This is a genomic window from Streptococcus sanguinis SK49, assembly GCF_000212815.1.
GTDB lineage: Bacteria > Bacillota > Bacilli > Lactobacillales > Streptococcaceae > Streptococcus > Streptococcus sanguinis_C.
Map to the genome: position 1 here is coordinate 985,141 of NZ_GL890985.1, position 13,423 is coordinate 998,563.

The 13,423-nt window shown below is 45.4% G+C and carries 13 protein-coding genes and 1 pseudogene; all 14 read left to right on the forward strand.

The genetic code is table 11. The features are described from left to right. Positions 1 to 202: 202 nt before the first annotated feature. The 14 genes and pseudogenes from HMPREF9380_RS06135 (at position 203) to HMPREF9380_RS06075 (ending at position 13,387) form a co-directional block, all read left to right on the forward strand. Entirely contained in the window at positions 203 to 1,366 is a 1,164-nt protein-coding gene (locus tag HMPREF9380_RS06135; protein ID WP_002933206.1) for a class I SAM-dependent rRNA methyltransferase, read from the forward strand. Next, positions 1,363 to 2,040 carry a type I 3-dehydroquinate dehydratase gene (aroD, locus tag HMPREF9380_RS06130; protein WP_002933208.1) on the forward strand — a complete coding sequence of 226 codons (678 nt, stop codon included), beginning with the start codon at positions 1,363 to 1,365 and terminating at the stop codon, positions 2,038 to 2,040. The genes HMPREF9380_RS06135 and aroD overlap by 4 nt, the downstream gene beginning before the upstream one ends. Continuing rightward, positions 2,030 to 2,884 (forward strand): shikimate dehydrogenase, encoded by an 855-nt coding sequence (locus HMPREF9380_RS06125; protein WP_002933211.1) that lies wholly within the window; start codon positions 2,030 to 2,032, stop codon positions 2,882 to 2,884. The genes aroD and HMPREF9380_RS06125 overlap by 11 nt, the downstream gene beginning before the upstream one ends. A 10-nt stretch (positions 2,885 to 2,894) precedes the next feature. After that, positions 2,895 to 3,962: a 3-dehydroquinate synthase gene (gene aroB / locus HMPREF9380_RS06120; RefSeq protein WP_002933215.1), complete on the forward strand. Its 1,068-nt coding sequence runs from the start codon at positions 2,895 to 2,897 to the stop codon at positions 3,960 to 3,962. Between the two features lie 91 nt (positions 3,963 to 4,053). Then, positions 4,054 to 5,220 (forward strand): chorismate synthase, encoded by a 1,167-nt coding sequence (gene aroC, locus HMPREF9380_RS06115; protein ID WP_002933216.1) that lies wholly within the window; start codon positions 4,054 to 4,056, stop codon positions 5,218 to 5,220. Between the two features lie 16 nt (positions 5,221 to 5,236). After that, a complete protein-coding gene (locus tag HMPREF9380_RS06110) occupies positions 5,237 to 6,343 on the forward strand; it encodes a prephenate dehydrogenase (RefSeq protein ID WP_002933218.1) in 1,107 nt (368 codons plus the stop codon). A gap of 18 nt (positions 6,344 to 6,361) precedes the next feature. Beyond that, on the forward strand, positions 6,362 to 6,700 hold the full coding sequence (locus tag HMPREF9380_RS06105; RefSeq protein ID WP_002897285.1) for a YlbF/YmcA family competence regulator: 339 nt from the start codon (positions 6,362 to 6,364) through the stop codon (positions 6,698 to 6,700). 133 nt (positions 6,701 to 6,833) lie between these two features. Continuing rightward, complete coding sequence (gene aroA / locus HMPREF9380_RS06100) at positions 6,834 to 8,117, forward strand: 3-phosphoshikimate 1-carboxyvinyltransferase (RefSeq protein ID WP_002933221.1); 1,284 nt, start codon at positions 6,834 to 6,836, stop codon at positions 8,115 to 8,117. Next, positions 8,110 to 8,586, forward strand: coding sequence for a shikimate kinase (locus HMPREF9380_RS06095; protein WP_002933223.1), 477 nt, complete (start codon positions 8,110 to 8,112; stop codon positions 8,584 to 8,586). Before aroA ends, HMPREF9380_RS06095 begins: the two co-directional genes overlap by 8 nt. Beyond that, positions 8,583 to 9,416, forward strand: coding sequence for a prephenate dehydratase (gene pheA / locus HMPREF9380_RS06090; protein ID WP_002933225.1), 834 nt, complete (start codon positions 8,583 to 8,585; stop codon positions 9,414 to 9,416). The genes HMPREF9380_RS06095 and pheA overlap by 4 nt, the downstream gene beginning before the upstream one ends. Positions 9,417 to 9,434: 18 nt before the next feature. Then, positions 9,435 to 10,783: pseudogene (locus tag HMPREF9380_RS06085) on the forward strand (LCP family protein). Between the two features lie 84 nt (positions 10,784 to 10,867). Further along, positions 10,868 to 12,229: a 23S rRNA (uracil(1939)-C(5))-methyltransferase RlmD gene (gene rlmD / locus HMPREF9380_RS06080; RefSeq protein ID WP_080560653.1), complete on the forward strand. Its 1,362-nt coding sequence runs from the start codon at positions 10,868 to 10,870 to the stop codon at positions 12,227 to 12,229. A 208-nt stretch (positions 12,230 to 12,437) separates the two neighbouring features. Continuing rightward, entirely contained in the window at positions 12,438 to 12,611 is a 174-nt protein-coding gene (locus HMPREF9380_RS11915) for a hypothetical protein (protein ID WP_000159607.1), read from the forward strand. Next, positions 12,608 to 13,387, forward strand: a complete 780-nt coding sequence (locus tag HMPREF9380_RS06075) for a replication initiator protein A (protein WP_002933239.1) — start codon at positions 12,608 to 12,610, stop codon at positions 13,385 to 13,387. The genes HMPREF9380_RS11915 and HMPREF9380_RS06075 overlap by 4 nt, the downstream gene beginning before the upstream one ends. Positions 13,388 to 13,423: the final 36 nt, after the last annotated feature.

A 13,423-nucleotide genomic window follows, 5' to 3' on the forward strand; every position in this document is an offset into this window, starting at 1 on the left:
ATAACATAATTTCTCCAGTTAAGGAAAATTTGAGCCGCATTTGAGATATTTTAAATCGGCGAAATTGTAATATTTCTATAAAAGCCTTATCCTCTCTATGGAGAGGTTTATAGTCGTTTTGCACTTGTTTGTGAAATCTTTTGTTAACTCAAATGTAAAATATGCTTTGAGAATTTTCACAATCTTTGGTATAATATAATTTATGAATAAACTTACTGTTACTCAACAGGCAGAAGAAAAACTGAGAAAGGGCATTCTTTTATTAGATAAAAAGGATTTTGGTGCTCTTTCGCTTCAGAATCAATGTGTGCAGCTCCAAAACCGTCAGGGCAAGTTTTTAGGCACAGCTTATCTCTCTCCACAAAATAAGGGAGTTGGCTGGCTGATTTCCCAGAAGAAGGTAGAGCTGAACTCGGATTTTTTTCAAACTCTCTTTGAGCAGGCTAAGAGCAGACGTTCTACTTATTTCCATTCGTCTGACACGACGGCCTTTCGACTCTTTAATCAAGAGGGGGATGGCTTCGGTGGCTTCACGGTGGATTTCTACAATGACTTTGCGCTTTTTTCTTGGTACAATGACTTTGTCTTTGCTATCAAGGAGCAGATTCTGACAGCCTTCGCTAAGGTTTTCCCAGAGATTCAGGGAGCTTATGAAAAGATTCGTTTCAAGGGTTTGAACTATGAATCAGCTCGTCTCTACGGAGCGGAAGCTCCAGAAACCTTCACAGTCTTGGAGAACGGTGTTCGCTATCAGGTTTTTCTGAATGATGGTCTCATGACCGGTATCTTTCTGGATCAGCACGATGTGCGTGCCAGTCTGGTAGATGGTCTGGCTGCTGGTAAAAGTTTACTCAATATGTTTTCCTATACAGCTGCTTTTTCAGTAGCAGCAGCCATGGGCGGTGCCAGTCAGACAGTATCAGTTGATTTGGCCAAGCGAAGCCGTGAGCTGTCTGAAGCTCATTTTATGGCCAATGGTCTGACACTGGATCAGCATCGCTTTCAGGTGATGGATGTCTTTGATTATTTTAAATACGCTAAGCGTCACGATCTAAGCTTTGATGTCATTGTGATAGATCCGCCTAGCTTTGCTAGAAATAAAAAGCGAACATTTTCAGTTGCTAAAGATTATCATCGTTTGGTTGCACAAGCTTTGGAAATCTTGAATCCTCAGGGAATCATGATTTTAAGTACCAATGCAGCCAATCTTTCCAAAAGTAAGTTTAAACAAGAAATTGAAAAAGGCCTTGCCGGCAGAAAGCACCGCTATCTTGCGGAGTATGGCCTGCCAGCAGACTTTGTCTATAATAAAAAAGACGGGAGCAGTAATTACCTCAAGGTATTTACAATAAAGGTGGACCAATGAAATTAGTCGTTTCTGTAATGCCCAAGAGTTTAGAAGAAGCTCAAGAAATTGATGTGTCACGCTATGAAGATGCGGATATTATTGAATGGCGGGCAGATTTTCTGGCCAAGGATGACATTTTAAATGTTGCGCCAGCTATTTTTGAAAAATTTGCCGGACGTGAATTGATTTTCACCTTGCGGACCCGTCAGGAAGGCGGAGAAATCGAACTATCCGATGATGAATACGTAGCTCTCATCAAGGAAGTAGCAGGTTTTTACCAGCCGGATTATATCGACTTTGAATATTTCTCTCACAAGGGGAAATTTGAAGAAATGCTAGAGTTTCCTAATCTGGTGCTGAGCTACCATAACTTTGAGGAAACGCCTGAAAATATGATGGAAATCCTCTCTGAGCTGACTTCTCTGACCCCTAAGGTTGTCAAGGTTTCTGTCATGGCTCATAATGAGCAGGATGTGCTGGACTTGATGAACTATACTCGCGGTTTCAAGACTTTGAATCCTGAGCAAGATTTTGTCACCATTTCCATGGGAAAAGTTGGCAAGATTTCACGCATTGCGGCTGATTTGACAGGTTCCAGCTGGTCTTTTGCCAGTCAGGATATGGCGTCAGCACCCGGTCAGATTTCTCTGAGCAATATGAAGAAAATCCGGGAGATTTTGAATGAGAATTAATGGCCACACCCGCATGGCTGCTGTGGTTGCCAAGCCAATTAAGCACAGTATTTCTCCTCTTATTCACAATATGGCTTTTGAAAAGACTGGTGTCAATGGTGTCTATTTAGCTTGGGAAGTAGAAGCGAAGGATCTGCAGGCCAGTATAGAAAATATCCGCAGATTCGATATGTTTGGTGTCAATCTTTCCATGCCCTACAAGCAGGAAGTGATACCTTATCTGGACGAGCTTGATGTCAGCGCCCGCTTTATCGGAGCAGTCAATACGGTTGTGAATAAAAATGGAATTTTAGTTGGTTATAACACAGATGGCAAGGGATTTTTTAAGAGCTTGCCTTCTTTTGCTATTCGGGGCAAAAAAATGACGATTTTGGGAGCAGGTGGAGCAGCGACAGCCATTATTGCTCAAGCAGCTTTGGATAAGGCAGAGGAAATTTTTGTTTTCACTCGGCAGGCTTCCTATGAGAAGATTGTTAGCAGAATGGCAGCTATCAGCCACCAAACCAAGAGTTGTATCCAAGTACTAACCTTGGAAGATGCGGATAGCTTGCAGGGTAAAATCAACCAATCAGACCTTCTGGTCAATGGGACTAGTCTAGGTATGGATGGCATTAGCATGCCCCTGCCTGAACAGATTGAGCTGCCTAGCCAGATTTTAGTTGCAGATGTTATCTACCAACCTTTTGAAACACCCTTTCTCAAATGGGCCAGAAATCAAAATGTCACAGCGGTCAATGGACTCGGTATGCTGCTATATCAGGGAGCAGAAGCCTTTGAGCTTTGGACCGGCAAGACCATGCCCAGTCAGGAAATTTGGCAGTGTTTACAAGAATTGTATAAATAAGGAGGCGCTTATGAAACTGAATGTGAATCTCCCGCATCATCCCTATGATATTCTCATCGAAAAGGGGTCTTTATCTCAGGCTGGAAGTTGGCTGAGTCAGCTTTGGCAGCCTCAGAAGGTGGTTATCGTCACGGACAATCGAGTGGCTAGATTCTATGCGGAAAAGGTCAAGCTGAGCTTGGAAGCGGCTGGGTTTGAGACTTTTGTCTTTGACTTTTTGGAGGGTGAAGCCAGCAAGAACTTAAAAACGGTCAACAAAGTCTATGAGTTTTTGGTCAAGGTTGGTCTGACTCGCAGTGATGGTATCGTGGCCTTGGGTGGCGGTGTTGTTGGTGATTTGGCAGGATTTGTTGCTTCGACCTACATGCGGGGCGTTCATTTCGTGCAGATTCCTACCAGTCTGACAGCTCAAGTGGACTCCTCTATTGGCGGTAAGACAGGTGTCAATACGCCTTGGGCAAAGAATATGGTCGGGACTTTTACCCAGCCTGACGGAGTTCTGATTGACCCTCAAGTCTTGCAGACTTTAGGCCAGCGTGAACTGATTGAAGGCATGGGCGAGGTGGTCAAGTACGGCTTGATTGAGGACAAGGAACTCTGGAATGAGCTGTCAGAAATGGATGGCAGTCCTGAGTCGATTTTGGAGCATGCTGAAAGCATCATCTACCATTCCTGCGATGTTAAGCGTAAGATTGTGGTCGAGGACGAGCTGGATAATGGCGTCCGCCTCTATCTGAATTTCGGTCATACTATTGGGCACGCTATCGAAGCGACAGCAGGCTATGGAAAAGTCATGCACGGTGAAGCAGTGGCGATTGGCATGGTACAGGTTTCCCGCGTCGCTGAAAAGAAAGGCCTCATGCCAGCCGGAATTACAGAAGACATCGTCCGTATGTGTCAGAAGTTTGGCTTGCCGGTGGATTATCAGCCTTGGAATGAAGTTGCTCTCTATCAGGCCTTGACTCATGATAAGAAGGCTAGAGGCAACTCTATCAAGCTAGTACTGGTGCCTGAGCTGGGTTCGGCTAGTATTCACCAGATTCCGCTGGAAGAGATGAAAGAATTTCTGAAGAAATAAGTGCCAGATGGAGTTTAAGACGATTGGACAGTTTGGATGAAAAAATAGACAGAATGTCCAGTTTTTTCCATCTCAGAATAGGAGAAAATGTATGAGATATTTAACAGCAGGTGAATCGCACGGACCACGTCTGACAGCTATTATTGAGGGAGTGCCGGCTGGTCTTCCTCTGACCGCTGACTATATCAATGCTGAGCTCAAGCGCCGTCAGGGTGGGTACGGTCGTGGTGCCCGTATGAAGATTGAAAGCGACCAAGTCGAGATTACGTCTGGGGTTCGTCATGGCTTGACCATGGGCGGCCCGATTACCCTCAATGTTACAAATCTGGATCATCAGAAGTGGCTGGAGATTATGAGCGCGGCAGATGTGGATGAAAAGAAAAAAGGGCTGCGCAAGATTACCAAACCACGCCCTGGCCATGCGGACTTGGTTGGTGGTATGAAATACCGCTTTGACGATTTGCGAAATTCACTTGAGCGTTCTTCTGCCCGCGAAACGACCATGCGTGTAGCAGTCGGAGCAGTAGCCAAGCGTTTGCTTGAAGAAATCGGTATGGAGGTAGCCAGCCATATCGTAACCTTTGGTGGCATTGATATTGATGTGCCGAACAATCTGACTGTAGGAGAAATCAAGGAAAGAGCTGCCCAGTCAGAGGTTTCCATTGTCAATCCCAATCGCGAAGAAGAGATCAAGGCCTATATTGATCAGATTAAGAAAGACGGGGATACCATCGGTGGTGTCATTGAGACGGTTGTTGGCGGTGTGCCGGTCGGTCTGGGCTCCTATGTTCAATGGGATAAGAAGCTGGATGCCAAGATTGCTCAGGGAGTCGTGTCCATCAACGCTTTCAAGGGAGTTGAGTTTGGCGTAGGCTTTGAAGCAGGCCGTCTCAAGGGCAGTCAAGTCATGGATGAAATCCTCTGGTCTGAGGAAGATGGCTTCACTCGCAGAACCAATAATCTAGGCGGCTTTGAGGGCGGTATGACCAATGGTCAGCCAATCGTGGTGCGAGGTGTTATGAAGCCCATTCCAACCCTTTACAAGCCACTGATGAGCGTGGATATTGAGACCCACGAGCCTTATAAGGCGACAGTCGAGCGGAGCGATCCAACGGCTCTGCCAGCAGCGGGTGTAGTTATGGAAAGCGTGGTGGCGACAGTTTTAGCCACTGAAGTTCTGGAGAAGTTCTCTTCGGACAATTTAGAAGAACTAAAGGATGCGGTAGCTCGCCATCGGGAATTTGTCAAGAACTTTTAGAAGTAAGGAGAAGGGCATGGAGAGAAAAACGGTCTATATCGTAGGTCTGGGACTGATTGGAGCTTCCTTAGCTCTGGGTATCAGGAGAGCTCATCCTGAGATAGAGATTCTTGGTTATAATCGAAGTGAGGAATCCCGCAGAGTTGCCTTGGAACGTGGAATGGTAGACCGGGTAACGGATGATTTTGCCGCCTTTGCTCCACTGGCTGATGTGATTATTCTGGCTGTGCCCATCAAGCAGATCATAGCATTTATCAAGGAACTAGCGGAGCTGGATCTGAAGGAAAATGTTATCATCTCTGATGCTGGATCGACCAAGGCAGAGATTGTGGCATCTGCAGAAAAATATCTTCAGAATAAGCCCGTCCGTTTCGTCGGAGCTCATCCTATGGCTGGAAGTCACAAGACCGGAGCCAAGGCAGCCCTTGTCACTCTCTTTGAAAATGCCTATTATATCTTCACGCCCTCTAGCCTGACCAAGCCTGGTACGCTTGAGGAAATGAAAGACTTGCTAAGTGGTCTTCATGCCCGCTTTATTCAAGTAGATGCAACCGAGCACGACCGAGTCACCAGTCAAATCAGTCATTTTCCGCATATCCTTGCCTCTAGCCTTATGGAACAAGCAGCAGCTTATAGCCAAGAGCATGAACTGACCCAGTCTTTTGCAGCCGGTGGTTTTCGAGATATGACGCGGATTGCGGAGAGCGAGCCAGGTATGTGGACCTCTATCCTCTTGACAAATCCCGAAGCCATTTTGGAGCGGCTGGAAGATTTTAAAGATCAGTTAGACAAGGTGGCCGCAGCGATTGAGGCCAAGGACGAGAGAGCTATCTGGGAATTTTTCGATCGAGGACGGCAGAGCCGTAAGCAGATGGAAATTCATAAACGAGCTGGTGTGGATAGCTTTTATGACCTCTTTATTGAAGTGCCTGATGAAGAAGATGCGATTTTAGGTATTTTGGAGCTCCTGCGAGGAATTTCTGTTGTCAATATTCGTATCAACGAGGAAAACCGAGAAGATATCAACGGTATTCTGCAAATCACCTTTAAAAATCACCATGATTTGGAAAAATCTGCTAAAATAGTAAGAGAAAATACGGATTACCTAGTGTCCGAAGACTAATATAGATTGGAGAACTCTATGTCAAATATTTATGATTTAGCCAATGAACTGAGCAGAAATCTGCGTGATTTGCCTGAGTACAAGGCAGTTGCAGAAAGTAAGAAAGCAGTGGATGCTGATAGCGAAGCGAAGGCTATTTTTGCAGATTATCTGGCTTTCCAGCAGGAGTTGCAACAGCTGGCTCAGACTGGTCAGGTACCGACTCAGGAGGTACAGGACAAGATGACTTCCTTTGGTGAGAAGATTCAGGGCAATGCTGTTCTTTCTGAATTCTTCAATAAGCAGCAGCAACTGTCCATCTATCTGGCGGACATTGAGCGTATCATCTTTGATCCGGTGCAGGATTTGCTTAAGTAAGCTAATAAAAAAAGAAGAATCTGGACTGAATACCCGGATTCTTTTTGCTTCGGCTAGGATTCCAGAAATTTTAAGAATTTCTGGTCTTTTTATGATAAAATAAGAAGCAACAAAGGAAAGTACGAGGTCACCTATGAAATTATCAACCGATGTAAAAGGCCTGAAGGGCCGTATCCGCGTACCTGGAGATAAGTCTATCAGTCACCGTTCCATTATTTTTGGTAGTTTGGCTAAGGGAGTTACTATCGTTCGTGACATTTTGAGAGGGGAAGATGTGCTGTCTACCATGCAGGTTTTTCGCGACTTAGGCGTGCAGATTGAGGACGATGGAAATTTAGTCAATATTCATGGCGTAGGATTTGAAGGTCTGCAAGCACCGAAAAATAAGCTGGATATGGGCAATTCTGGAACGTCTATCCGTTTGATTTCTGGTGTTTTGGCTGGCCAGGATTTCGAAGCGGAGATGTTTGGTGACGATAGTCTATCCAAGCGGCCTATGGATCGGGTGACCATTCCTCTTCGGCAGATGGGAGTCGAGATTGCTGGTCGGACTGAGCGTGATTTACCACCGCTCAAGATGAAGGGGAGCAGGGAACTGCAGCCTATTCACTATCAGCTGCCAGTGGCTTCTGCTCAGGTTAAGTCGGCCTTGATTTTTGCTGCCCTGCAGGCTCAGGGAGAGTCAGTTATTATAGAAAAGGAAATCACCCGCAATCATACAGAAGATATGATTGCCCAGTTTGGTGGGCAGATTAAGGTCAAAGGCAAGGAAATTCGCATTCAGGGCGGTCAGGAATTCACTGCCCAAGAAGTGACGGTTCCAGGAGACATTTCCAGTGCGGCCTTCTGGCTGGTGGCTGGATTGATTGTGCCGGACTCTAAGATTGTCTTAGAGAATGTCGGCATCAATGAAACTCGTACAGGTATTCTAGAAGTGATAGAGGCTATGGGCGGACGGATGACGCTGTCAGATGTCGATTCAGTAGCCAAGTCTGCAACCATCACCGTTGAAACGTCTGAGCTTAAGGGAACGGAGATTGGCGGCGAGATTATCCCGCGCTTGATTGATGAGTTGCCGATTATTGCACTTCTTGCGACGCAGGCTCAGGGACGGACTGTCATTCGTGATGCAGAGGAGCTCAAGGTCAAGGAAACCGATCGGATCCAGGTGGTGGCAGACGCTCTTAATAGCATGGGCGCAGCTATTACCCCGACGGAAGACGGCATGATTATCGAAGGGAAAACACCTCTTCATGGTGCCCAAGTCAATACCTTTGGTGACCATCGTATTGGGATGATGACGGCAATTGCTGCTTTATTGGCTCAAAGCGGTCAGGTAGAACTTGAGCGATCTGAAGCCATTAAGACCAGCTATCCAAGCTTCTTCAGCGACTTGGAGGGTTTGATGCATGGCTAAGATATTGCTGGGCTTTATGGGAGCCGGAAAATCCACAGTGGCTAGAGGCTTAGCCCAAGACTTTGTCGATATGGATGAACTGCTCTGCCAGCGGCTGGGCATGTCTATTAAGGACTATTTTGATCAGCATGGTGAAGCGGCCTTCCGGGCTGCTGAAGCCCAGCTCTTGGCTGAGTTGATCGATACGGACTTGGTCATTTCAACTGGCGGCGGTGTAGTCGTCAGCTCGGAAAACCGCAGATTACTTGCTCAGAACGCTGACAATATCTATCTGAAAGCAGATTTTGAAACGCTCTATCAGCGAATTCAGCAGGATGCTAAGCAGGAGCGACCTTTGTTCTTAAACCAGAGCAAGTCAGACTTGCAGCAGATTTTTGAGCAGCGTCAGGCCTGGTATGAGGAAGTAGCGACCCAGATTGTCGATACGAGGCTCAAAAGCCCGCAGGAAATTATTGAGGAAATTCAATGAAAATAGCATTTCTAGGCCCTAGAGGCTCCTTTTCTCACCATGTAGCCCAAGCTGCCTTTCCGAGCGAGGACTTGGTGCCTTATCAGAATATCACTGAGGTCATGAAGGCTTATGAGGCTAGGGAAGTGGATTACTCGGTCGTTCCGGTGGAAAATTCCATTGAGGGCAGTGTCCACGAGACCTTGGACTATCTCTTTCATCAAGCAGATATTCAGGCGATGGCTGAAATCGTCCAGCCCATCAAGCAGCAGCTCTTGGTGACGGATTTGGAGAAGCCAATTGAGAAGATATTTTCTCACCCGCAGGCTATTGCTCAAGGAAAGAAATATATCCGCCAGCATTATCCGCAGGCTGCCATTGAGGTGACGGCTAGTACGGCCTATGCAGCTCGTTTTGTGGCAGAGCATCCTGAAAAGAATTTTGCGGCTATTGCCCCGCGCACGGCTGCAGCAGAATACGGGCTCAAAGTAGCGGCCAGCGACATTCAGGAAATGGAAGAAAATTATACCCGCTTCTGGATTCTGGGTCATGAGGTGCCTAAGCTTGAACTGGCTAAGACAGGAGACAAGCAGACACTGGCTTTGACCCTGCCGGATAATCTGCCTGGTGCCCTCTATAAGGCTTTGTCGACCTTTGCTTGGCGTGGGATTGACCTGACCAAGATTGAGAGCCGGCCTCTAAAAACAGCTTTGGGAGAGTATTTTTTCATTATTGACATTGACAACGAGCAGAAAAAATTGTCGGATTTTGCCTATCAAGAGTTGACAAGTCTTGGAATTACTTATAAAATTTTTGGTAGCTACAGTGTGTTTCTGATTCAGGACAAGTAGCAGAAGATTGGAGAAGAGATGAAGAAACCAGAAAATCTTAGCCATCATGAGCAACTCCGCTTAGATTATCTCTATAAAAATTATTATTATCTAAACGATAAAGAAAAGAAAGAATTTGACTATCTGCGTCAGAAGTCCAAGGGGATTGGCAGTTCAGCCAGTGCGCCGAACCATGAAGAGCAGCCGCATACAGTTGGTGACGCCTACGAACAAGAGCCTGTGGAAATGGATTCTTCTGGCCTCTTGCCCAAGTACCCTGAGCGTTCTTCTCGCAGCAGAAGTCAAAAGAAGGCGCCGGAAGCTCTGGCAGGAGCTGGTCTGGGACAAAACAAGCCTAAGAAACCTCGCAAAAAAATTCGCTTGAAACGAATTCTGCTCTGGGCAGGGATTTTCCTGCTTATGGTCTTGGGGGGCATGATTTTCATGTTTATAAAAGGCTTGACGACAGCTCACACTGGCAATTCTAAGCCAGCAGAAACAGAATTTTTTGACGGTAAGGATACTAAGGACGGAGTGAATATCCTCATTCTCGGAACAGATGGCCGGGTTGGTGACGACTCGACTGAGACGAGGACTGACTCCATTATGGTCTTGAATGTTGGCAATAAGGACCACAAGGTGAAATTGGTCAGCTTTATGCGTGATACCCTCATTCACATCGATGGCGTCAGCAATGAGTACACCGATCCGTCGCAGGCAGATTACTATGACCAAAAGCTCAATTCTGCCTATACGATTGGGGAGCAAAACCACAACCGTGGTGCAGACTATGTCCGCCAGATGCTCAAAGATAATTTTGATCTGGACATCAAATATTATGCACTGGTGGATTTCCAGACCTTTGCGACAGCTATTGACACCCTTTTCCCAAATGGCGTCAGCATGAATGCCCAGTTCTCAACGATTGATGGGGAGAAAGTGACAGAAGTTGAAGTGCCAGATGACCTGAATATGAAAGACGGTGTGGTACCCAACCAAACAATCAAGGTCGGTCAGCAGCAGATGGACGGTCGGACCTTGCTCAACTACGCTCGCTTCCGTAAGGATGATGAGGGCGACTTTGGCCGGACCCGCCGCCAGCAGGAAGTTTTGACGGCTGTCTTCCAACAGGTCAAGGATCCGACTAAGCTTTTTACTGGATCAGAGGCTCTTGGTAAGGTCTTTGCCTTGACTTCGACCAATGTGCCTTACAGCTTCCTTTTGACCAATGGTCTCTCTATGGCTGGAGATTCCCGCAATGGAGTTGAGCGCCTGACGATTCCGGAAAATGGCGACTGGGTGGATACCTATGACATGACGGTGGTCAAGGGCTCTTGATTGACTTTGAAGCCTATAAAGAAAGACTGCAGCAAATGGGTCTCAGATAAGATATATGATATAATGAAAGGTGGGACGATGTCCTGCCTTTTCTTTTGGAAAATGGCAGAGCGATAAAGCAGAAAGAGAAAAATATGTTAAAAAAGAATGATGTGATTGAAGTTGAAATCGTGGATCTAAGCCATGAGGGAGCAGGGGTGGCCAAGGCAGAAGGCCTGGTTTTCTTTGTGGAAAATGCCCTGCCGGGTGAGCTCATCCGTATGCGTGTGCTCAAGGTCAACAAAAAAATCGGCTTTGGCAAGGTGGAGGAATTTCTCCGTACTTCAGACCAGCGCAATGAAAATCTTGATATGGCCTATCTGCGTACGGGGATTGCCGACTTGGGGCATTTGAACTATCCAGCCCAGCTGGACTTCAAACGCAAACAGGTCAAGGACAGTCTTTATAAGATTGCTGGTTTGTCCGATGTTGAAGTGCCGCCGACACTTGGTATGGAGCAGCCGTTGGGCTACCGTAATAAGGCTCAAGTGCCTGTTCGTCGTGTCAATGGTCAGCTGGAAACAGGATTTTTCCGGAAAAATTCCCATGACCTCCTGCCGATTGAAGATTTCTATATTCAGGATCCAGTCATTGACCAAGTTATCCTATTTACACGTGACTTGCTGCGTCGTTTTGACCTCAAACCTTACGATGAGCAAGAAAAGACAGGACTCATTCGCAATCTAGTTGTTCGCCGTGGCCATTATTCAGGGGAAATCATGGTAATTCTGGTCACAACCCGACCTAAAATTTTTCGAGTGGAGCAGTTGATGGAGCGCTTGACAGAAGCATTCCCAGCTATCAAATCCATCATGCAGAATATCAACGACCAGCCCGGCAACGCGATTTTTGGAAAAGACTGGCGAACGCTTTATGGCCAAAACTACATTACCGACCAGATGCTGGGAAATGACTTCCAGATTGCTGCGCCTGCCTTTTACCAAGTTAATACCGAAATGGCAGAAAAGCTCTATCAGACAGCCATTGACTTTTCCGAACTGACTGCAGATGATGTGGTGCTTGACGCCTACTCTGGCATCGGGACTATCGGTCTATCAGTTGCCAAGCAGGTCAAGCAGGTCTATGGTGTCGAAGTGATCCCAGAAGCTGTCGAAAATAGCCAAAAGAATGCGGCAATCAACGGCATTACCAACGCCAGCTATGTCTGCGCTCCTGCTGAGGAAGCCATCCAAAACTGGCTTAAAGAGGGTATCCAAGCGGATGTCATCCTAGTCGATCCACCACGAAAAGGACTGACCGAGAGCTTCATCAAAGCCAGCGTCAGCATGGAACCCAAGAAAATCACTTATATCTCCTGCAATGTCGCTACTATGGCGCGTGATATCAAACTCTATCAAGAATTAGGATATGAGTTGAAGAAAGTCCAGCCTGTAGATTTGTTTCCTCAAACGCACCACGTGGAGTGTGTAGTGTTGCTACAACGAAAAAAAGGGTGAAAATCCTTGATTTTAAGCTATTTTACAAGCATTTTGTCTTTGTAGATAAAGGCAATTTTGACGTCAAAAAAGTCCTAAAAAGGCACATAGATGTATATGTATTTGTAGATGTCGTTTGCGCATCGGAAAAATGAATACAACAATAAATATTTATCTAAAGAGAGAACAATTGTTTATTGTTCTCCTTTTTTTATTTTCAGGAGGGAAAATGACAAAAGAATTACAATCATCACGCTATATTGTCATTTCATTTTTAGTACGTGAAATGGGAATAGATATTGTTGAGGCCATATCTCTTATGGCTGAATTAGAAAAAAGTGGCTTGGTTCGCTTGGAATCAAGTGGAGATTTAATACTCAAAGAACTTGGAGGAGCGCTATGAATCGAATTACCGCAAATCAATACCAAACTTCAGAACGGTATTACAAATTACCTAAAATTCTTTTTGAGGATGAGAAATATATGGATATGAAACTAGAAGTAAAGGTGGCTTATTCTATTTTAAAAGATCGTTTAGAATTATCTCTCAGTCGTGGTTGGATAGATGAAGAAGGCGCGGTCTATTTAGTATTTTCTAATTCTAAACTGATGAGGCTGTTAGGTTGTTCGAAGTCAAAACTACTATCAATCAAAAAAACTCTTAAAGAATATGACTTAATTGATGAAGTTCAACAGTCTTCAAGTGAGAAAGGGAGACTTGCTAATAAGATTTATTTAGGGGAATTGTCTTCTACCCCAGTAGGTAATTCAAACATGCCTAGTGTTAAAAAAAGACTAGGGCAGGTTGAAAATGAAACGACCCCTGTCTCTTATTCAGCCCCTAGTGAGACTGAAGTTAGTGAGACTAAATATAGTGAGACTGATTCTTTATTTATTGAGGATGAGGAGGAGAGGAATACTCAACCTATCTTGAAAAGAAAAGTAGAAAAGGTCACAAAATATGATCGAGATTATATTTGGGGATTGGTACAAGATCAATTTAGACGAGAGGGGTTTTCTGAAACAGCCAGCGAAATTGCTATGACTGATTTTGAGAGAATCTATCAGTATGCTCTTGACAATGTTCGCTTTGTTAGACGAGCGGAAGTTTTGGCTGAATTTGTGTTTAACGGCTTGTATTCTGTTTGGAATAACCGTGTTAGAAAAGGAGGTGGTTAAATGTCGCCAATCGAGTGGATATTAGTTTTGCTCATT